The organism is Type-D symbiont of Plautia stali (assembly GCF_001485335.1).
GTDB classification, from domain to species: Bacteria; Pseudomonadota; Gammaproteobacteria; order Enterobacterales; family Enterobacteriaceae; genus Pantoea; species Pantoea vagans_C.
Window position 1 is genome coordinate 82,676 of record NZ_BBOC01000001.1, and the last position, 21,277, is coordinate 103,952.

The 21,277-nt window shown below is 53.9% G+C and carries 20 protein-coding genes; 4 read left to right on the plus strand and 16 right to left on the minus strand.

Going from position 1 to position 21,277, the window contains the following annotated elements; genetic code table 11:
* Positions 1-468: 468 nt before the first annotated feature.
* A complete protein-coding gene (purL, locus tag PSSD_RS00355; protein ID WP_058968041.1) occupies positions 469-4,359 on the minus strand; it encodes a phosphoribosylformylglycinamidine synthase in 3,891 nt (1,296 codons plus the stop codon).
* Between the two features lie 270 nt (positions 4,360-4,629).
* Here purL and mltF point away from each other — a divergent pair, with 270 nt between their 5' ends.
* Positions 4,630-6,087, plus strand: a complete 1,458-nt coding sequence (gene mltF / locus PSSD_RS00360; protein WP_058968042.1) for a membrane-bound lytic murein transglycosylase MltF — start codon at positions 4,630-4,632, stop codon at positions 6,085-6,087.
* Here the strand turns inward: mltF and tadA are convergent.
* Both tadA and yfhb read right to left on the minus strand, forming a co-directional pair.
* The gene (gene tadA / locus PSSD_RS00365; protein WP_039329972.1) at positions 6,084-6,578 is read right to left on the minus strand and encodes a tRNA adenosine(34) deaminase TadA; all 495 of its coding nucleotides are present in this window, start codon (positions 6,576-6,578) and stop codon (positions 6,084-6,086) included. The two genes, mltF and tadA, sit on opposite strands and share 4 nt — an antisense overlap.
* 56 nt (positions 6,579-6,634) lie before the next feature.
* Positions 6,635-7,273, minus strand: coding sequence for a phosphatidylglycerophosphatase C (yfhb, locus tag PSSD_RS00370; RefSeq protein WP_039329901.1), 639 nt, complete (start codon positions 7,271-7,273; stop codon positions 6,635-6,637).
* Positions 7,274-7,479: 206 nt separating this feature from the next.
* Here yfhb and PSSD_RS00375 point away from each other — a divergent pair, with 206 nt between their 5' ends.
* Entirely contained in the window at positions 7,480-8,319 is an 840-nt protein-coding gene (locus PSSD_RS00375; RefSeq protein WP_058968044.1) for a MurR/RpiR family transcriptional regulator, read from the plus strand.
* A 139-nt stretch (positions 8,320-8,458) separates the two neighbouring features.
* Here PSSD_RS00375 and PSSD_RS00380 read toward each other — a convergent pair whose 3' ends face one another.
* Positions 8,459-8,650 carry a hypothetical protein gene (locus PSSD_RS00380; RefSeq protein WP_153011383.1) on the minus strand — a complete coding sequence of 64 codons (192 nt, stop codon included), beginning with the start codon at positions 8,648-8,650 and terminating at the stop codon, positions 8,459-8,461.
* A gap of 210 nt (positions 8,651-8,860) precedes the next feature.
* Here PSSD_RS00380 and PSSD_RS00385 point away from each other — a divergent pair, with 210 nt between their 5' ends.
* Positions 8,861-9,109 (plus strand): YfhL family 4Fe-4S dicluster ferredoxin, encoded by a 249-nt coding sequence (locus PSSD_RS00385; protein WP_058968046.1) that lies wholly within the window; start codon positions 8,861-8,863, stop codon positions 9,107-9,109.
* Here the strand turns inward: PSSD_RS00385 and acpS are convergent.
* The 11 genes from acpS to rpoE all read right to left on the minus strand — a co-directional run bounded on the left by acpS (position 9,106) and on the right by rpoE (position 18,451).
* Positions 9,106-9,486: a holo-ACP synthase gene (gene acpS / locus PSSD_RS00390; RefSeq protein ID WP_034825626.1), complete on the minus strand. Its 381-nt coding sequence runs from the start codon at positions 9,484-9,486 to the stop codon at positions 9,106-9,108. The genes PSSD_RS00385 and acpS overlap by 4 nt on opposite strands.
* On the minus strand, positions 9,486-10,217 hold the full coding sequence (gene pdxJ, locus PSSD_RS00395; RefSeq protein ID WP_058968047.1) for a pyridoxine 5'-phosphate synthase: 732 nt from the start codon (positions 10,215-10,217) through the stop codon (positions 9,486-9,488). Before pdxJ ends, acpS begins: the two co-directional genes overlap by 1 nt.
* Before the next feature lie 71 nt (positions 10,218-10,288).
* The gene (gene recO, locus PSSD_RS00400) at positions 10,289-11,017 is read right to left on the minus strand and encodes a DNA repair protein RecO (RefSeq protein ID WP_058968048.1); all 729 of its coding nucleotides are present in this window, start codon (positions 11,015-11,017) and stop codon (positions 10,289-10,291) included.
* Between the two features lie 3 nt (positions 11,018-11,020).
* Positions 11,021-11,926, minus strand: coding sequence for a GTPase Era (era, locus tag PSSD_RS00405; protein ID WP_058968049.1), 906 nt, complete (start codon positions 11,924-11,926; stop codon positions 11,021-11,023).
* 49 nt (positions 11,927-11,975) lie between these two features.
* The gene (rnc, locus tag PSSD_RS00410; RefSeq protein ID WP_039329911.1) at positions 11,976-12,656 is read right to left on the minus strand and encodes a ribonuclease III; all 681 of its coding nucleotides are present in this window, start codon (positions 12,654-12,656) and stop codon (positions 11,976-11,978) included.
* 114 nt (positions 12,657-12,770) lie between these two features.
* Positions 12,771-13,742, minus strand: a complete 972-nt coding sequence (lepB, locus tag PSSD_RS00415) for a signal peptidase I (RefSeq protein ID WP_058968050.1) — start codon at positions 13,740-13,742, stop codon at positions 12,771-12,773.
* Positions 13,743-13,751: 9 nt separating this feature from the next.
* Positions 13,752-15,551 carry a translation elongation factor 4 gene (lepA, locus tag PSSD_RS00420; protein ID WP_039329914.1) on the minus strand — a complete coding sequence of 600 codons (1,800 nt, stop codon included), beginning with the start codon at positions 15,549-15,551 and terminating at the stop codon, positions 13,752-13,754.
* Between the two features lie 217 nt (positions 15,552-15,768).
* Positions 15,769-16,233: a SoxR-reducing system protein RseC gene (gene rseC / locus PSSD_RS00425; RefSeq protein WP_039329915.1), complete on the minus strand. Its 465-nt coding sequence runs from the start codon at positions 16,231-16,233 to the stop codon at positions 15,769-15,771.
* Complete coding sequence (gene rseB, locus PSSD_RS00430) at positions 16,230-17,186, minus strand: sigma-E factor regulatory protein RseB (protein ID WP_058968051.1); 957 nt, start codon at positions 17,184-17,186, stop codon at positions 16,230-16,232. Before rseB ends, rseC begins: the two co-directional genes overlap by 4 nt.
* The gene (gene rseA / locus PSSD_RS00435) at positions 17,186-17,845 is read right to left on the minus strand and encodes an anti-sigma-E factor RseA (protein ID WP_058968052.1); all 660 of its coding nucleotides are present in this window, start codon (positions 17,843-17,845) and stop codon (positions 17,186-17,188) included. The genes rseB and rseA overlap by 1 nt, the downstream gene beginning before the upstream one ends.
* 27 nt (positions 17,846-17,872) lie before the next feature.
* The gene (rpoE, locus tag PSSD_RS00440) at positions 17,873-18,451 is read right to left on the minus strand and encodes an RNA polymerase sigma factor RpoE (protein ID WP_039329921.1); all 579 of its coding nucleotides are present in this window, start codon (positions 18,449-18,451) and stop codon (positions 17,873-17,875) included.
* A 442-nt stretch (positions 18,452-18,893) separates the two neighbouring features.
* On the opposite strand from rpoE, the gene nadB reads away from it, so the two are divergent.
* Complete coding sequence (gene nadB / locus PSSD_RS00445) at positions 18,894-20,513, plus strand: L-aspartate oxidase (protein ID WP_058968602.1); 1,620 nt, start codon at positions 18,894-18,896, stop codon at positions 20,511-20,513.
* On the opposite strand, the gene trmN is transcribed toward nadB, so the two are convergent.
* A complete protein-coding gene (trmN, locus tag PSSD_RS00450; RefSeq protein ID WP_058968053.1) occupies positions 20,498-21,247 on the minus strand; it encodes a tRNA(1)(Val) (adenine(37)-N(6))-methyltransferase TrmN in 750 nt (249 codons plus the stop codon). The genes nadB and trmN overlap by 16 nt on opposite strands.
* Positions 21,248-21,277: the final 30 nt, after the last annotated feature.

Consider the following 21,277-nt stretch of genomic DNA (forward strand, 5'->3'; position numbering starts at 1 on the left):
AAATAGGTGGAGCCTTACTCAACGTTACGTCCGATGCTTGATAACGTTGCAAAGCAAACGATTATCGGTGGGGTGGACGGCAGGCTCCGTTTGGTGCGTCATTCAGTTTTTATGAGCTCAACCGCAATGCGGGGCATTCATAGACAGGAGAATGAGCAACGTTGTAAGTATAGCAACTATCGTGCCAAAAATGAAATAGCCAGTATTATCAGAGTTATGCGGGGGTTAATCACGTTTTAAGGCTCAAAGCGGACCGGCTGGTCCGGTAAAAGTGTCGCTAATCGGCAACGTTATAAAGATCGTTAAATTGAGACATTAAAAATCAATGGGTTAAATGTCGCCTTTTAGAGACAATAACAAGCAAGAATTGTCGCCGATTTTAGACACTCGCTAAAATCCGGCAAAAACCGCTTTACCGGGCGCAAAAAAAAGTCGCCCGAAGGCGACTTCTTAAACGAATGGGAAGACTTATCCCAGCTGTTTACGCGCATTGCGGAAAATACGCATCCATGGGCTGTCTTCGCCCCACTCTGCCGGATGCCAGGAGTTGCTCACGGTACGGAACACGCGCTCCGGGTGTGGCATCATGATGGTCACACGTCCGCTTTCGTTGGTTACCGCAGTGATACCGTTCGGCGAACCGTTCGGGTTTGCTGGGTAACTCTCGGTCACTTTACCGAAGTTATCAACGAAGCGCAGTGCCACCAGGCCTTTGCTTTCCAGCTGTGCCAGATGGTTAGCATCACGTACTTCCACAAAGCCTTCGCCGTGAGAAACCGCGATAGGCATGTGAGAACCGGCCATGCCGTCCAGCAACAGTGATGGACTTGCCGCGACTTCCACCAGGCTGAAACGCGCTTCAAAACGCTCGGACTGGTTGCGTACGAAACGTGGCCACAGCTCACTACCCGGAATCAGCTCACGCAGGTTTGACATCATCTGGCAACCGTTACACACGCCCAGCGCCAGGGTCTGTGGACGGTAGAAGAAGTTTTCAAACTCGTCACGCACACGGCCGTTGAACAGAATCGATTTCGCCCAACCCTCACCGGCACCCAGCACATCGCCGTAAGAGAAACCACCGCAGGCTACCAGCGCCTGGAATTCTTCCAGACCACGACGTCCCGCCAGTAGATCGCTCATGTGGACGTCAACGGCGGTGAAGCCAGCACGATGAAAGGCAGCCGCCATCTCAACGTGGGAGTTCACACCCTGCTCACGCAGCACAGCAACACGTGGACGCGCGCCAGTGGCGATCATCGGTGCAGCCACATCTTCTTCTGGCTTGAAGGTCAGATGCACGTTCAAACCGGGATCGTTGTCGTCCTTCTTCGCTTCATGTTCCTGGTCAGCACAGGCTGGGTTATCACGCAGACGCTGCATCTGCCAGGTGGTTTCCGCCCACCAGGTACGCAATGTGGTACGGCTTTCGCTGTACACGGCGCTCTCGCCTGAACGAATGACAAAGCGATCGCCCGGTAATGCCTGGCCAATCACATGCACGTTGCTGCTCAGACCATGATCGGCAAACACTTGCTCAACGGCTGCACGATCTGCGGCGTTAATCTGGATCACTGCACCCAATTCTTCGGTGAACAGTGCCGCCAGCGCATCGCTGCCCAGTGCGGCGATATCCGCTTCAATACCGCAGTGACCAGTGAAGGCCATCTCGGCCAGTGTCACCAGTAAGCCGCCATCTGAACGGTCATGGTATGCCAGCAATTTCTGCTCGGCCACCAGCGCCTGAATGGCGTTAAAGAAGCCTGCCAGCTGCGACGCATCGCGCACATCAGCAGGTTTGTCGCCCAGCTGACGGTAAACCTGAGACAGCGCGGTGGCACCTAAGGTGTTGGCACCGTTACCCAGATCAACCAGCAACAGCAGGTTATCTTTATCCGCTTGCAACTGGGGAGTGACCGTGCGGCGCACATCTTCTACACGCGCAAATGCGGTGATCACCAGTGACAGCGGTGAGGTCATCTCACGCTGCTCGGTGCCCTGCTGCCAGCGGGTCTTCATCGACATGGAGTCTTTGCCCACCGGGATAGTGATACCCAGCGCTGGACACAACTCTTCGCCAACCGCTTTCACTGCCGCATACAGACCGGCATCTTCACCTGGGTGACCCGCTGCGGCCATCCAGTTTGCCGAGAGTTTCACGCGCTGCAGGGAACCAATCGAGGTGGCGGCCAGGTTCGTCAGCGCTTCACCCACGGCCAGACGGCCTGATGCGGCGAAGTCCAGCAAGGCGACCGGAGCACGCTCGCCCAGTGAGAAGGCTTCACCGTGATAGCTGTCGAGGCTAGCGGTGGTGACGGCACAGTTTGCTACCGGAATCTGCCATGGTCCCACCATCTGATCGCGTGCCACCATACCGGTTACACTGCGGTCACCGATGGTGATCAGGAAGGTTTTCTCTGCCACGGTTGGCAGATGCAATACACGGTTAACCGCATCGGCCACGGTAATGTTGTCACGTACCAGCGCATCACCTTTGGCTTGCTGGCTGGCAACATCACGCGTCATCTTCGGCGTTTTGCCCAGCAGCACGTCCAGTGGCATATCGATAGGTTTGTTGTCGAAGTGGCTGTCGCCGAGGTTCAGATGCAGCTCTTCCGTCGCTTCACCAATCACCGCATACGGCGCGCGCTCACGCTGACACAGCTCATCGAACAGCGCTAACTGCGCAGGCGCAACCGCCAGCACATAACGCTCCTGCGATTCGTTACACCACACTTCCAGCGGGCTCATGCCTGGCTCATCGTTAAGGATATCGCGCAGATTAAAGTTACCGCCACGGCCACCATCGCTGACCAGTTCAGGCATTGCGTTGGACAGGCCGCCCGCCCCCACATCGTGGATGAACAGAATTGGGTTGGCTTCGCCCAGCTGCCAGCAGCGGTCGATCACTTCCTGGCAACGACGTTCCATTTCTGGGTTATCACGCTGTACAGAAGCGAAATCCAGGTCAGCATCAGACTGACCAGATGCCATGGAAGAGGCCGCGCCGCCGCCTAAACCGATGTTCATCGCCGGGCCACCGAGCACGATCAGTTTCGCGCCGACAACGATTTCGCCTTTTTGCACATGGTCGGCACGAATGTTACCAATTCCGCCCGCCAGCATGATTGGCTTATGGTATCCACGCAGTTCTGAGCCATTATGGCTGTTGACGCGCTCTTCGTAGGTACGGAAGTAACCATTCAGGGCCGGACGACCAAATTCGTTGTTGAACGCCGCGCCGCCCAGCGGGCCTTCGGTCATGATGTCCAACGCAGTGACGATGCGATCTGGCTTACCGAAATCTTCTTCCCATGGCTGTTCAAAGCCCGGAATACGCAGGTTGGAAACCGAGAAGCCGACCAGACCCGCTTTTGGCTTCGCGCCACGTCCGGTTGCGCCTTCATCACGGATTTCACCGCCTGAACCGGTTGCCGCACCTGGCCACGGTGAAATCGCCGTTGGGTGGTTGTGGGTTTCCACCTTCATCAGGATATGGGCATCTTCCTGATGGAAGTTGTATTCGCCCTTCTGCGCATCGGCGTAGAAGCGGCCAACCTGTGAACCTTCCATCACAGCAGCGTTGTCTTTATAAGCAGACAGCACGTGCTCTGGATTATGTTCAAAGGTGTTTTTGATCATTTTAAACAGCGATTTCGGCTGTTTTTCACCGTCGATGATCCAATCGGCGTTGAAGATTTTGTGACGGCAGTGCTCAGAGTTTGCCTGGGCAAACATGTAGAGCTCGATGTCGTTAGGATTGCGACCCAGCTTGGTAAAGGCATCCAGCAGGTAGTCGATCTCGTCATCGGCCAGCGCCAGACCCAGCGTGGTGTTGGCTTGCTCCAGTGCGCTGCGGCCTGCGCCCAGCACGTCAACGCTTTTCAGCGGCTGCGGCTCATGATGTGCAAACAGCTGCTGTGCGTCATTGAGGTCACCAAACACGGTTTCCATCATGCGGTCATGCAGCAAGCTAGCCAGCTGCTGCCATTGTGCTTCGGTCAGTTGCGGTGCCTGCACATAAAACGCCATACCGCGTTCCAGGCGAATAACCTGTGGCAAGTCGCAGTTGTGCGCGATGTCGGTGGCTTTTGAGGACCACGGGGAGATCGTGCCAGGGCGCGGGGTCACCAGCAACAGACGCCCTTGTGGCGCGTGTTCGGCGAGAGAAGGACCGTATTTCAGCAAACGTTGCAGGCGGGCGTGTTCATCCGCACTGAGTGGTGCGCTGACATCGGCAAAATGGACGTACTCGGCGTAAATATCACTCACTGGCAGGTGAGCGTCCTGAAAGCGGGTCAGCAGTTTGTTTACACGAAATGCCGACAGAGCGGGCGAACCACGCAGAATTTCCATCATCAAAGATCTCTCGTCTTTGAAGCGCCGGGCGACGCTTCATTGGGCGCAACAGGGGAAAACGGGCGGTATTATAGAGAAACCTCGCGGGTTACGAAACCGTTTGCGCATAAAATCTGGCACTCAGCATTTGGCTGAATTTTGCGCAATTCTTGCTATATAAGTTGCCCTGTTGCGCTTTGTTGCGCAAAATGCCCCTCGCTCTGGGAGTGAAAACAACATAAATACTGCCTTTAAAAGACAGAGGCCTGTGAGCCATTAAGAGACAACTATTTGAAACGCCTGAAAATAAACTATCTGTTTATCGGTCTGATCACCGTGCTACTTGCGCTGGCACTGTGGCCCTCCATCCCGTGGTACGGCGGTGGAAAAGACGCGCTATCGCAGATTAAATCACGGGGAGTGCTGCGCATCAGTACGGTGAACTCCCCGCTGACTTACTACACCATCAACAATGCACCAGCAGGTATGGATTACGAGCTGGCGAAACGCTTCGCCGATTATTTAGGCGTCAAACTTGAGGTCACGGTGCGTCCGAACCTCGGCGATCTGTTTGACGATCTCGATGATGGCAAAGCGGATTTGCTGGCAGCCGGGCTGATTTATAACGGTGAACGCCTGGCCCACTATCAAAGTGGACCCAGCTACTACTCCGTTTCTCAGCAGTTGGTGTACCGCATTGATAAGCCACGCCCGAAGAACCTCGGCGATCTGAAAGGTCGCCTGATTGTGCAGTCCGGTTCGGCATATCTGTCAACTTTACGTTCCGCTAAAGCTGACAGCTATCCCGATCTCGATTGGGCGATTTCCACCGATCAGGGACAAAAGACCCTGCTGGAAGCGGTGGCAGATGGCAAACTCGACTATACCGTGGGCGACTCCGTGACCATCGGCCTGTTACAGCGTATCCACCCTCAGTTGGCCGTAGCGTTCGACGTGACCGATGAAGAGCCGGTGACGTGGTATCTACCGCGCAACGATGACGACAGCCTGAATGCCGCGATGCTCGACTTCTACAGCCAGATGGGGGAAGAAGGCACCATGGCGCGGCTGGAAGAGAAATATCTCGGTCACGTTGGTACCTTCGATTATGTCGATACGCGTACCTTCCTGCGCGCCATTGATAGCACGCTGCCGGATATCAAGCCGCTGTTTGAAAAGTATGCGGCGAGCATGGACTGGCGTCTGCTGGCGGCCATCTCCTATCAGGAGTCGCACTGGAATCCTCAGGCCACCTCCCCCACCGGGGTGCGCGGCATGATGATGCTGACGCGTAACACGGCAGACAGCCTGAATGTGAATGACCGCCTCGACCCTGAGCAGAGCATCCGCGGTGGCAGTGAATACCTGCAACGCATGATGGAAAAAGTGCCCGACACCATTCCTGATGACGAGCGTATCTGGTTTGCACTGGCGGCTTACAACATGGGGTATGCGCATATGTTGGATGTGCGTAAGCTGACGGCGAAACAGGGCGGTAACCCCGACAGCTGGGCCGATGTGAAATTACGTCTGCCGATGCTCAGCCAGAAGCGTTACTACGCGCAGACCACCTATGGCTACGCGCGTGGCCATGAAGCCTATAATTACGTCGAGAATATCCGTAAGTATCAGATCAGTCTGGTGGGTTACCTGCAAGAGCAGGATAAGCGGTTAGCGCAGCAGTCTGCACTGGAAGCCGAACTGGGTGCCGGCTATCCGGCGGTCGAACCCAAGATTGCGATGAATTAACCTTCGCGCTGCGCCTGACGCAGCGCTTTCTTTTGTTCCCGGCGCATGCGGAAGAAGTCACTCAGCATCCCGGCACACTCTTCTGCTAATACACCGCAATCGATTTGAATCTGGTGATTCATACCCGGATGACCAATCACGTCAAGCAGTGAACCTGCCGCACCGGTCTTTTCATCTTTCGCACCATACACCAGCCGTGTGATGCGGCTGTGCACCATCGCGCCCGCACACATCACGCATGGTTCCAGCGTGACGTATAAGGTGGTGTCGAGCAGACGGTAATTTTCGAGGATTTTCCCGCCCTGACGCAGCGCCATGATTTCGGCATGCGCCGTGGGGTCGCATTGACCAATCGGGCGGTTCCAGCCTTCGCCGATCACTTTATCGCCCTGCACTAACACCGCACCCACGGGCACTTCGCCCTGCTCCCACGCGCGACGCGCCAGCTCAAGCGCATGACGCATCCAGTATTCATCAGTTTGTGGGCTCACCAGCAACTCCTGCGGATAGAAAAGGCGGCGCATTATAGACGGAATCGCCGCGTGATTCACTCCAGCTGTTGCAGCTCACCGCGTGGCGTGACGCGCCAGCGATGCTGGCAAAAGAACAGCAACGGGTTGTCCTGCTTGCTGTCACTGTAACCGCTGTAAAGCTGCAATGGCGTACCAATCTTCTCTTCGAGCTGTGCCACCTTCTCATGACCCAGGCAGCGCATCGCCAACACGCGACCACCTAATCCTGGCTGCATCTGGCTGGCGATCAGTTGGACACGCGGCAGGAATGCCGAATCGAAATAGACTTGCTCAACCAGCGATTGCGGAGAACCGGTAATCAGCCACACGTCGGCATCATCACTGCTGAGATAATCGGTGAGGCGCTGCTGCACCACCGGAAATGCGGTGACACGCTGACGAAACCAGGCAGCGAACTCCGCCTCACGCTGACGCAACCGCTGTTCGTTGTGACCAAACGTAATCGCCCAGAGTAGTAAACTCATCGGCCAACGCGCAGCCCGGCCCTTAATCAGCATGCCTAAGCCAATCACCGGCAGCAGCGGTACCACCAGCAACAGGTTGAGCGGCTGACGACGCAACAGATAGCGCATAAATGTGCCAAACATGTCCTGCTGGTGCAGCGTGCCATCCAGATCGAAAAATACCACTCGGCGTTGCGTACCCTTTGTCAAACTCCACTCCTTATCGCTTTTAACTCTACGGCTTGCCCTACAGTGTAGCCAGCTTCATTCTCTGGGGCGAAAACAGTCATTTTTAATTCCAATGACCACAATGCCAGCTGAATAGTTTATTCTTTGTAGCGGTGTGCTGTCATTAAACAGTGATGGCGCGAAAAGAGACTACGCTCAATCGGGAATAGTTGGATTAAGGATCGAACATGAGTTCATTGCTGCGAATTCGCCAGCTTTACCCTCGACTGGCGCTGAATGAGCGTCGGCTGGCGGATTTTTTGCTTTCGCAGCCGGATCGGGCACGGCATCTGAGTTCGCAAAAACTGGCTGAGGAATCGGGTGTCAGCCAATCTAGCGTGGTGAAATTTGCCCAGAAACTGGGCTACAAGGGTTTTCCAGCGTTAAAGCTGGCGCTGAGTGAATCGCTGGCCGATCGCGACGCCATCACAGTTCATAACCAAATCCTCAGCGATGACCCGCTCAAAGTGGTGGGTGAGAAGTTGCTGACAGAGAAAATCTCTGCGATCCGCGCCACGCTGGATATCAACAGTGAAGAGAAGTTGTTACAGACGCTGCAACTGCTGAAAAACGCCAACCGCATTTTGTTGGTCGGGATTGGCGCATCGGGGTTGGTGGCAAAAGATTTCTCGTGGAAGCTAATGAAGATTGGCATCAACGCGGTGGCCGAGCAGGATATGCATGCTTTACTGGCGAGCGTACAGGCGATGGCACCTGGCGATGTCTTGCTGACGATCTCCTACACCGGTGAACGTCGGGAAATCAATCTTGCCGCGCAGGAAGCCGCGCAGTTGGGCGTAGATGTGCTGGCGTTTACCGGGTTCACCCCTAACTCATTGCAGCAGTGTGCGTCTATCTGCCTCTACACCGTGGCTGAAGAGCAGAGCACACGCAGCGCGGCCATCTCTTCAACCAGCGCACAGCTGGCATTGACCGACCTGCTGTTTATGGCGCTGGTTCAGAACGATCCCGAACGTGCATCGAGCCATATTCGCCACAGTGAAGAGTTGGTGAAGAAGCTGGTTTGAATCAGATTCTGGCCACTTAAGCGCTTTTGCTCGCCATAAATGGCAACCCTACGACGATCGGGCGCGATTTTCGTAGGGTGCGCATTAATGCGCACTGGCACCAAGATTTAATGTTTAGTTAAGTGAGCTGCATTGCGCGTTAGTCGGCCTTTTTAGCGCTTTGCCCTTCCGCCTGGCGACAGGCTTCACGACTGTCACGTTGCAAGTGGTGTAAGCATTCATCGCACAGCGATTGCTCAGCGGAGATGAGTCGCGCCCAGAAGCCAATGGGTCGACCGCAGCACAAACAGTGTTGTTTAATCAGAATCTTTTTCACTTCGTTATTTTTCATGCCTGTATGACAAGCAATTTTGCCGGTCATTATCGCACGAAATGATAACTCGGATTATTCCCACTCACTATCAACCCGCCATCAATAATTGATGAATAGTTCTAAAGTGTGTTTTATTCGCAGATTGTTTGATGCAGGCCAATACCCTGTCGGGTCAATTGAGGTGATTTATGCTAAGGTGCGCGCCTGCTAACCACACCGACACACACTATGGCGTTATTGATCACCACGAAATGCATCAACTGTGATATGTGCGAACCTGAATGCCCAAACCAGGCGATCAGCTTAGGGGATGCGATCTATGAGATTGATGTCGACCGCTGCACTGAATGCGTGGGCCATTATGATGTGCCGACCTGCCAAAGCGTCTGCCCGATTGATAACACCATCATTTCTGACCCACAGCACCCTGAAAGTCGCGAGGCGCTGTGGGAGAAATTTGTGGTCTTAAATGTCTAATCTTCGATGATCACCGTGGCGCAGGCATAATGACGTTCATCGGCTAACGTGACATGCACGTGTTTCACACCGAGTTGGCTGGCAATCACTTTCGCCTGTTCGAAGAAACGTAAGCCCGGTTTGCCCAAGGCATCGTTGTACACTTCGAACTGATTAAACGCCAAACCACCCCGGATGCCGGTGCCAAACGCTTTGGCTGCTGCTTCTTTCACGGCAAAACGTTTTGCCAAAAAGCGTACGGGCTGCTGGTGCGCTTGATATTGTTGCCACTCGGCTTCACTCAGTACACGACGTGCCAGACGATCGCCAGATCGTTCAATTACACCGGCAATACGTTCGATTTCGACAATGTCACTGCCTAGCCCGAGAATCGCCATCAGCGACGCGCTTCCCGCATCAGCTGTTTCATTTCTGATACCGCATCAGCCAGCCCGCTAAACAGTGCGCGACCAATAATCGCGTGACCAATATTCAGCTCATGCATCTCTGGCAGTTCAGCGATAGGTTGCACGTTGTGATACGTCAGGCCATGGCCGGCATTGACTTTCAAGCCCAGACTGGCAGCAAAGGTCGCGGCTTTACGAATGCGCGACAACTCGGCTTCACGCTCCAGGCCCTCCGGGGCTTCCGCATAAGCGCCAGTATGGATTTCGATGTAGGGTGCACCGCTGGCGACGGCCGCCTCAATTTGACGATGATCGGCATCGATAAACAGAGAGACCAGAATGCCTGCCTCGCTTAACAAGCGAACCGCAGCGTTGATTTTGTCCTGCTGACCCGCCACATCCAGCCCCCCTTCCGTGGTCACTTCCTGACGCTTTTCTGGCACCAGGCAGACGAAATGCGGTTTGATCTCACAAGCGATATCGATCATCTCATCGGTGACCGCCATCTCCAGGTTCATACGTGTCTGGATGGTGTCACGCAGGATCCGCACATCACGATCGGTAATATGGCGGCGATCTTCGCGCAGGTGAACGGTAATGCCATCTGCACCCGCTTGCTCTGAAACAAACGCCGCTTGAACGGGATCGGGATAATTGGTGCCACGTGCGTTACGTACGGTGGCGATATGGTCAATGTTGACCCCTAACAGTAACTCAGCCATGACAATCCTTAAATGTGTTCAGTGTGTTTGCAGTTTACCGGGCTTAAGAATATCAAGCGGTACGACCAGCGCTAGTCGTTTGACACATCGGGTTTCTTTTTTGGGACAAACTGACGAAACAGTTCCTGGCTCTTCAGGGGTCTACCGCCGAGGTAGGGCTTCAACGCCATTCGCGTAAAGCGCTTAGCCGCACGCAGGCTGTCGGCATCGGGGAAATCGCGTTCCCACAGCGCACGCAGTTGGCGACCGGTAAAACTGCGCTGATTCACCACCAGGCTGGCAATAAATCCCTTCTCTTCCCGGTAGCTGTAGGTCATGCCATCATCGATCTCTTCGCCGCTGCCCGCGCAATGCAAGAAATCGACGCCATAACCCAGGTGACCCAGCAGCGCCAGCTCAAAGCGACGTAGCGCAGGTTCCGGCGTGCCATTGCCAACTGCCAACATTTGGATGCAATTGAGGTAATCGAAGAAGAGTTCGGAGAAGGGAATTTCTTGCTCAAGCACGCGGGACAGCAGTTCATTGACGTACAGTCCGCAGTAGAGTGTGATGCCACTGAGCGGTAATGCCAGCGATACCGCTTCGGCGCTGCGCAGTGTTTTCACTTCCCCACGACCGCCCCAACGCACCAGCAACGGTGTAAAAGGCTGTAAAGCACCTTTGAGTTGAGAGCGGCGCGAACGCGCGCCTTTGGCAAGGACGCGAACGCGCCCTTCGCTTTCGCTGAACAGATCGAGGAGTAGGCTGGTTTCGCTGTAAGGGCGACTATGCAGCACAAAGGCGCGTTGCCAGCCTTCCATCTATTAACCTTCGTCGGAGTAACCCAAGCTGCGCAGCGCACGTTCGTCGTCTGCCCAGCCCGATTTCACTTTGACCCACAGCTCAAGATGCACTTTCGCTTCAAACATCTCTTCCATGTCTTTACGCGCTTCAATGCCGATGGTTTTGATCTTGGCACCTTTGTTGCCGATCACCATCTTCTTCTGCCCTTCACGCTCAACGAGGATCAGGCCATTGATGTCGTAGCCGCCGCGATCGTTTGAGACAAACTGCTCGATCTCCACGGTGACGGAATAAGGCAGTTCAGCACCCAGGAAGCGCATCAGTTTTTCACGGATGATCTCCGAGGCCATAAAACGCTGAGAGCGGTCGGTGACGTAATCTTCTGGGAAGTGATGCTCAGATTTTGGCAAGCATTTGCGCGCGATTGCGGCAATGGCATCAACGTTTTGCCCGCTTTCCGCCGAGATCGGTACGATTTCAAGGAAGTTCATCTGCTGGCTGAGGAACTGCAGATGCGGCAACAGAATGCTTTTATCCTGAATGTTATCGACCTTATTGATCGCTAACACTACGGGCACTTTGCCGTCGCGCAGCTTGTTGAGCACCATCTCATCGTCTGGCGTCCAGCGCGTGCCTTCAACGACGAAAATCACCAGCTCCACATCACCAATCGAACTACTTGCAGCACGGTTCATCAGACGGTTAATCGCCCGCTTTTCTTCCATGTGCAGCCCTGGGGTATCCACGTAAATCGCCTGATAAGCGCCTTCGGTGTGAATCCCCATGATGCGGTGACGCGTGGTTTGCGGCTTGCGTGACGTAATCGACACTTTCTGCCCCAGCAACTGGTTCAGCAAAGTGGATTTACCGACGTTAGGTCGGCCTACAATCGCGACAAAGCCGCTATATGTTTCGAGTTCGCTCATTCGAGTCCTGACTTGGGCAGCGCCACTGTTGACGCTGCGATATGACTATTTATTCGAGACCAAGCTTAATCAACGCCTGTTCGGCGGCAGCCTGCTCTGCTTTACGGCGGCTGGACCCTACGCCCACCACCGGTTCTGCCATGCCACTCACCTGACAGTGAATGGTGAATTCCTGATCGTGGGCTTCTCCACGCACCTGCACCACTAAATAGGATGGCAGTGGCAGATGGCGCCCTTGCAGATACTCCTGCAAACGCGTTTTTGGATCTTTTTGCTTATCGCCTGGGCTGATTTGATCAAGGCGATTTTGATACCAGTCGAGAATCAGCTTCTCGACGGTCTGGATATTGCTGTCGAGGAAGATCCCGCCAATCAGCGCTTCCACCGTATCGGCAAGAATGGATTCACGACGGAAACCGCCGCTCTTCAGTTCGCCCGGTCCCAGACGTAAGCATTCTCCCAGCTCAAATTCACGCGCCATTTCTGCCAGCGTATTGCCGCGCACCAGCGTGGCGCGCATGCGGCTCATATCGCCTTCGTCCACGCGCGGGAAGCGGTGATACAGCGCATTGGCGATCACATAGCTGAGAATGGAATCGCCAAGAAACTCAAGACGTTCATTATGTTTACTGCTGGCACTACGGTGAGTCAGCGCTTGCTGCAGTAGTTCCGGATGAGTAAAAGTGTAGCCCAGTTTGCGCTGCAGCTTGTTAATAAGGATGGGGTTCATGCGATTCCAGTTATTCTGTGCGTCTGTAACTCTGCATACGAAACAGGGCTGAGGTTCCAACACGTTCTGTTTGGTGTGCAGTGGCCCCCCGAGAGAGGCCAACCGTTTTTAATATCAGTGGATTCCGCCAATGCGACTTAAGCGCACGCCCGTTGGCCACTGTCCTTCTTGTTTATCAAAGCTCATCCAGATCGCCACCGCTTTACCGACCAGGTTCTTCTCAGGCACAAAGCCCCAGTAGCGGCTGTCGGCGCTGTTATCGCGGTTATCGCCCATCATGAAGTATTGCCCTTCCGGCACGATCCAGGTCGATTGCGGCTGGCCCGGCTGCTGATAATACATGCTTGCCTGGCTCTGCGCTTCGTTGACTAACAGGATATCGTGCGTGACGGTGCCCAATGTCTCTTTGCGTGTCCCCAGGCGCAAACCGCCTTTCATGGTTTCGCCTTGTGGCGCCTGGAAGAAACCATTACCGGTTTCATTGCCATCAAAACCACTAAAGGTCTGAATGAAGGCGCTCGGTTCAACATTGGTGTAGGTCACGGGCAGTGCGGTTTCACACTTGCCTGTGCCACAGCCTGGGTTGATAGTCAGCGTTTTACTGTAAGGATCAAACACCACTTTATCGCCCGGCAAACCAATCACACGCTTGATGTAATCCACGCTGGGATCTTTCGGATATTTAAATACCGCCACATCACCGCGCTGCGGATGACCCGTTGGGATCAGCGTGGTTTGCGTAATCGGATCTTTAATACCGTAAGCAAACTTCTCCACCAGGATAAAGTCGCCAATCAGCAGCGTGGGCATCATTGAACCAGACGGGATCTGGAACGGCTCAAAAATGAACGAGCGAACGATTAGCACTACCGCCAGCACCGGGAACACCGATGCCGTGGTTTCGACCCAACCCGGCTGTGCAGCAACTTTGGCCAGCGTTTTACTGTCTAGGGTATTACCAGCCTGCGCTTGTGCAGCAGCCTGCTTAGCACGACGCGCGGGTACCCATTTAAAGCGATCGATACACCAGATAACGCCAGTTATCAGTGTGGCGATCACCAGGACCAGGGCAAACATGTTAGCCATTAAAATTCCTTATTTGCTGTCTTTACCGACATGCAGAATGGCAAGGAATGCTTCCTGCGGCAGCTCAACGTTGCCGACCTGCTTCATTCGCTTCTTACCGTCTTTCTGCTTCTGCAACAGTTTCTTCTTACGGCTAACGTCACCGCCATAGCATTTTGCCAGGACGTTTTTACGCAGCTGCTTGACCGTTGAGCGAGCGATAATGTGGTTGCCGATGGCCGCCTGAATCGCGATATCGAACTGCTGACGCGGGATCAGATCTTTCATCTTTTCCACAAGGTCGCGGCCACGATACTGTGAGTTATCACGGTGGGTAATCAGCGCCAGCGCATCAACACGTTCTGAGTTAATCATCACGTCGACACGCACCATGTCAGAGGCTTGGAAACGTTTAAAGTTGTAGTCAAGCGATGCATAGCCGCGAGACGTCGATTTCAGACGGTCGAAGAAGTCGAGCACCACTTCCGCCATTGGAATTTCATAAGTCAGCGCAACTTGTTTACCGTGGTAAACCATGTTGGTCTGAACGCCACGTTTTTCGATACAAAGGGTGATAACGTTGCCGAGGAACTCCTGTGGCAGCAACATGTGGCACTCCGCGATCGGTTCACGCAGTTCAGCGATGTTATTCAGCGGCGGCAGCTTGGAAGGGCTGTCGACGTAGATCACCTGACCATCGGTGGTTTCCACTTCGTATACTACTGTTGGTGCCGTGGTGATCAGGTCGAGATCGTATTCACGCTCCAGACGCTCCTGAATGATCTCCATGTGCAGCAGACCCAGGAAGCCAATGCGGAAACCAAAGCCCAATGCTGTCGAGCTTTCTGGCTCATAGAACAGGGAAGCATCGTTCAGGCTCAGTTTGCCCAGTGCATCGCGGAACGCTTCATAGTCATCAGAGCTGATCGGGAACAGACCGGCGTAAACCTGTGGTTTCACCTTTTTGAAGCCCGGCAACACTTTGTCCGCAGGATTGCGCTGCAGCGTCAGCGTATCGCCGACTGGCGCGCCGAGGATGTCTTTAATCGCGCACACTAACCAGCCTACTTCGCCGCAGTTCAGTTCGTTACGGTCAACCTGCTTAGGCGTGAAAATACCGAGACGGTCAGCGTTATACGTCTGTCCAGTACTCATCACTTTCACTTTGTCGCCTTTGCGCAGTGTACCGTTCTTGATACGAATCAAGGACACTACGCCCAGGTAGTTATCAAACCAGGAGTCGATGATCAGCGCCTGCAGCGGCCCTTCAGGATCGCCTTCCGGTGGTGGAATATCACGCACCAGACGCTCAAGCACATCAGGCACGCCCACGCCGGTTTTCGCTGAGCAGCGCACCGCATCAGCAGCATCGATACCCACGATGTCTTCAATCTCTTCCGCCACGCGCTCTGGATCGGCTGCAGGCAAGTCGATTTTGTTCAGAACCGGTACCACTTCCAGATCCATTTCCATTGCGGTGTAGCAGTTTGCCAGCGTCTGTGCTTCAACGCCCTGGCCTGCATCGACCACCAGCAATGCCCCTTCACACGCCGCCAGAGAGCGGGAAACTTCGTAAGAGAAGTCAACGTGACCGGGAGTATCGATAAAATTGAGCTGGTAAGTTTCACCGTTCAACGCTTTGTAATCGAGCGTCACGCTCTGCGCTTTGATGGTGATGCCGCGCTCGCGCTCCAGATCCATGGAGTCCAGAACTTGCGCTGCCATCTCACGATCGCTAAGGCCACCACAAATTTGAATCAAACGGTCTGACAGCGTTGATTTGCCGTGGTCAATGTGAGCGATGATAGAGAAATTTCGTATGTGCTTCATTTATATGAATATCTTCACGTAAAAAATCAGTGGAAAACTTGAGCACAGACACATTCAGGAAAGTGAGCTTTACCCGGAACCCTGTCAGCCTCATTAATGACGACGCATATTACACTGTTAATGCCGCGCGTTAAAGAATGGAACTGCGGGGAATCGCAACAGATTTCAGCGGTTAAGCCAAAACGAAAAGGCCGCACAGATGCGGCCCAGACGGGGATCAAACTTCGTTTTCCACGCGTAAGGCATCAGGCGGTAACGCCACGCTCAGAATCACCGGTTGGAAGGCTTCGCGATCGCCAAACAGACTGGAAACACCTTTCGCAACAATAAAACCGCCAATGCCGCCTAAAAGCGCACCGCATGCTGCGGCTAAATCGCTGTGGAACAGCATCTGGAAGATGCCTGCAACCAGAAACAGGCCAAACAGTGGCGTCATGTAAACCAACAACGCCGATCCCAACAAGCTGCTTTCACGGATGCCCAGCTCAATGCGCTGGCCCGGCTGTAAAGGCTCTGGGCTGGCAATGGTCATCACATGGGCATTTTTCGGCCCCAGTTGGTTAAGCGCGTGGCTGCCACAGCCTTTACGGGCCGAGCAGCTGTTACAGGAGGTTTTAGCTTCCGAATGCAGCGTGGCAACGCCTTTCTCCCACGCCACCACTGTGGCCCATTCTCTCATCATTTTTGTGCACCTGAATCTATGCTGTCCGCAATACGTTTAGCCGTGGCAGGGGGTAACTCACCCACCACCGTGATTTCACGATTATCGCGCACTTCTGTCTGCACCGTACGACGCCCAGTGCGCAATGACTGCGGCACACTGCTTTTATCGGCAGGGGTAATATTGATAGCGAAGCTAAACAAGCCATCGCTGTACAGACGAGATTCGACCGTTTTGTTCATGGCCGGCATTTCGCGGCGGCTTTGCGAAATCAGCGTCATCCCTGCCGGAAGCCAACCTGGCTGCCAGCTGAGTTGGACTTTATCGCCCGCCGGTAATGACAAGGTAGGTGGCAGATTGGCTTTTTCCAGCCCTTGCATCAGGTTTCGCACGCCTTCATCGACCGCAAAACTGATCACGCGGAACTGCTCCAGCGTTTCACCATCACGATCGAGGAGATCGATACGCAATGGCAATTTGGTGTCCACATCCAACCACACCACATAGCTGTAACGAGTGCCATCACGCGACACGATGCGCACCACTTCACACATCTGGTCAGCCATGCGTGAACGCCCTACCGGAATGAAATCGTAGGCTTCACCTAAACGCGAGAAATCCGCAAACATCAACGCAGGCAACGCATCGATGATGTGGTTACCCGGCAACGAGAAAGGATCAAGCCCTGGCTCGAAATAGCTGATGTCATTCCCGCGTTGAATCACTTCACGGCGTGGTCCATCCATCTGCAACAGTTGGGCAAAAATACGATTGTCGATAACCGCGTGACGATAACGCAGCGACTCAATGCCAAGACGCGAGACATTAATATAGGCAAATTCGTAGTTGAGGTTCTGACTTGCCTGCTCCATTTGATGTAACAACGCCCCGGACGCAGAGGTCTGCGCCGGGGCGGTGGATGACCAAAGCAGGCTGCCTGCCAGCAGGCTAACGGCACACCAAAGCTGCTTCATTACTGCTGTTGAGTTCCTAACGACTGATTTCCGGGAACGTTAGCCTGGGCCTGCTGCGGATCGTTCTTCTCATCAAACTGAACCTGATCGGCATGCAGACGGCGTTGCAATTCGTAATCCTGCAGCATTGCATTCACACGACGACGCTGTTCTTGCACCTGCTGGTTAGAGCTGTTGGTGTCAAACGCATCAGACGGCACGCCGAGGCTGACAGGTAAAGCTTTACCCATCATAGGCAGCGTATTGAATGCAGGGGAATCAGATGCTTCTGTCGCGCCACTGCCAGGTTGATTGTTGTAGTGTTGAACACCCACAATCACCGCCAGCGACACACAGGCAGCCACACCGATTTGCGCCAGTTGCGCAGTCCAGGTGCCGCCACGACGCCAGAATGGCATTTTCTCCCAGCGTGAAGGCTCCGGCTGCGCTTCAGGAATCAGCGTAGTGACTTTGCGCGCTGGTTCAAGAGCAATGGCCGCTGCAACACGTGCGGAGATATCAAAATGCAGCACTTCACCAACGTCACCTCGCATGGTGTCGCGGATTAGATGGTAGCTCTCCCAACTTTTTTGAAGATCTGCATCCTTCGATAACGACGCCAACAGCTCGTTATCTAAAGTTTCACCATCCATTAAAGCGGAAAGTTTTTCTTTCTGCATGCTTTGGTACCCTTCCAGTAGCCGTTATCACTGACGTTGGATAAGCGGTTGAACTTTATTATCAATGGCCTCTCGGGCGCGGAAGATACGCGAACGTACGGTACCGACCGGGCAATCCATGATGGCGGCAATCTCTTCGTAACTTAAGCCATCCAATTCCCGCAGGGTGATGGCCATACGCAGATCTTCGGGAAGCGCCTCAATGGTCCGAAAAACAATTTGTTTCAGTTCCTCTGACAACATTAAGTTCTCAGGGTTCGAAATTTCTTTTAGTGCACCCGCACTTTCGAAATTTTCTGCATCAATCGCATCCACATCACTAGAGGGTGGACGACGCCCCTGAGCCACCAGGTAATTTTTTGCGGTATTCACCGCGATGCGGTACAGCCATGTATAAAAGGCGCTATCGCCACGGAATGATTCCAGTGCGCGATACGCTTTGATAAAGGATTCCTGAACCACATCAGGCACATCGCCTGAAGGAACATAGCGTGAAACCAGGCTCGCCACTTTATGCTGGTATCGAATAACCAGTATGTTAAATGACTTTTGATCTCCCTTCTGAACCCGCTCAACGAGAACCTGATCCGTTAACTGCTCGCTCATCCGAGGTAATGTCTCCCCAAATCTTTTTTATTCGTAAGTGAACTGCCAGCACATCTCATTGTTCTGAGCAAGCATGCGCTTTGAGTCATATGTTGGCCTGAAGTTCACTACGACCAGATAATTTCCGTATCGGAACCACGACATCATTTGTTGTTGATTGTCTTTCAGTGTAGCGACTGACTACGCTGGTGGTGTCTTTTGCGGCACCGATAATCGCTGGCAGAGTACCCTATGACGCCCTAATTTTCATCTTTATTACCTGAATTTTCATAGTGTTTGATATAAAAAACACGATGTGCTCATTTTAAGACATAACTCACTGAAATCGCGTTGTTATCTCCACTGCCTGAAGATTTTTTCCGCGTAATTTGTTCAAAATACTTCACACGACCGCCATCCAGGCATATGCTCGGGTCACCTTTTGTTTAGTAAATTAAACACCATGACTTCGATACCTGATTACCAATGTGATGTGTTGATTGTGGGCAGCGGTGCCGCCGGTTTGTCGCTGGCGCTGCGTCTTGCCCCCTATTACCAGGTAACCGTGCTGAGCAAAGCGCAGGTTAACGAAGGCTCAACACTGTATGCACAGGGCGGGATCGCGGCGGTGTTTGATGAAACCGACAGCATTGAATCCCACGTTGAAGATACTCTGATCGCTGGCGCCGGGTTATGCGACCGTGAAACCGTCAGCTTTATCGCCAGCAACGCGCGCCATTGCGTGCAATGGTTAATTGATAATGGCGTGGCGTTCGATATGGAGCCGCAACCCGATGGTGAGGCGCGTTATCATCTGACGCGTGAAGGCGGCCACAGCCATCGCCGTATTCTGCACAGTGCCGATGCCACAGGTCGCGCAGTGGAAACGACACTGGTCAGCCAGGCGTTAAGCCATCCCAATATACGCATCATTGAACGTACCAACGCAGTGGATTTAATTCTTTCAGATAAAGTCGGACTGCCGGGCAAACGTCGAGTGGTGGGGGCATGGATCTGGAATCGCAATCGCGAACAGGTTGAAACCTGCCGTGCACGAGCCGTAGTGCTGGCGACTGGCGGCGCGGCAAAAGTGTATCAATACACCACTAACCCGGATGTCGCCTCCGGTGATGGTATTGCCATGGCGTGGCGTGCGGGCTGTCGCGTGGCCAATCTGGAGTTCAACCAGTTCCATCCTACCTGTTTATTCCACCCTCAGGCGCAGAACTTTTTGCTGACCGAAGCCCTGCGCGGTGAAGGTGCGTGGCTACTGCGTCCGGACGGTTCGCGCTTTATGCCTGACTTTGATGAGCGTGCTGAGTTAGCACCGCGCGATATCGTGGCGCGCGCCATCGATCACGAAATGAAGCGCTTGGGCGTGGATTGCATGTATCTCGATATCAGCCATCAGCCGGAAAGTTTTGTGCGCGCCCACTTCCCGATGATCTATGAAAAATTGCTGACCTTCGGTTTGGATCTCACTAAAGAGCCCATTCCGATCGTCCCCGCTGCACATTACACCTGCGGTGGCGTGATGGTGGATCAGCATGGCCGTACCGACGTTGATGGGCTGTATGCCATTGGAGAAGTGAGCTATACCGGACTGCATGGTGCCAATCGCATGGCATCCAACTCACTGCTGGAGTGTCTGGTTTATGGCTGGTCGGCGGCGGAAGATATGATTCGTCGCCTGCCAGCGGTTACCGCCGTTGAGCAGTTACCCGCATGGGATGAAAGCCGTGTGGATGACGCCGACGAGCGCGTGGTGATTCAGCATAACTGGCATGAGCTACGCCTGTTTATGTGGGACTACATGGGCATTGTGCGCACCACCAAAAGGCTGGAGCGCGCCCTGCGCCGTATTACGTTGTTACAGCAGGAAATTGATGAGTACTATGCGCACTTCCGACTCTCTAACAATCTGTTGGAGCTGCGCAATTTAGTTCAGGTGGCGGAGTTGATGGTGCGCTGTGCGCTGCAGCGCAAAGAGAGCCGAGGTCTGCATTACACGCCAGACTATCCCGATCAGCTTCCTGAAGCCTTACCCACGCAACTCCAGCCGGATAATTATCTGAACAGATAAAAATCGGAAACCAGGCTGATCCAGTCAGCCGAATAACTCTTATCTTCGTCGCGAATGGCGAGACGTTCCAGCAACGTTTCGCCCGCGGTCGGGGAAAAGCCCAATACCAGACGATTTGGTGGGCGTTGGGCATAAGCCGCGACATCATAGCGGTAACGCAGATGCCAGCCTTCTGCCAGTGCGAGTGAAATCAGCTGTTCTCCCGTCTCTTCAGGCAGTACCACACAAAAAATTCCCTCTTCTTCTATTAATTGTGCGGCGCAGCGTAACAACGTGGGATGGTCGAGTGTGGCGGTGCTGCGCGCGTTATCCCGCTCGACACTGCCGGTCGTGTTGCCGGGTGTAAAAAACGGAGGGTTACTGACAATCAGAGAGTAGCGTTTCTCGCTTTGCTCACTCCAGCTCACAATATCCTGATGATGGATGGTGATACGATCGGCCCAGGGTGAAGCCTGCACATTCTCGAGAGCCTGGCTTGCGGCACTCTCTTCCAGCTCAACCGCATCAAGGGTGACCTGTTCGGGGGTACGCTGCGCCAACATCAAGGCAATCAATCCGCTGCCACAGCCAATATCGAGGATACGACGCGTCCCCGCCACAGGAGCCCAGGCGCCAAGTAATACGCCATCCGTACCGACTTTCATCGCACAGCGGTCATGCGCCACGAAAAATTGCTTAAAGGTGAAACCATCTTTTCTTAACATCGCCCGCGTTTGCGGCTGGTCCTGAGACATTCTTCACTACCATTGAATTGTTTACTGCGG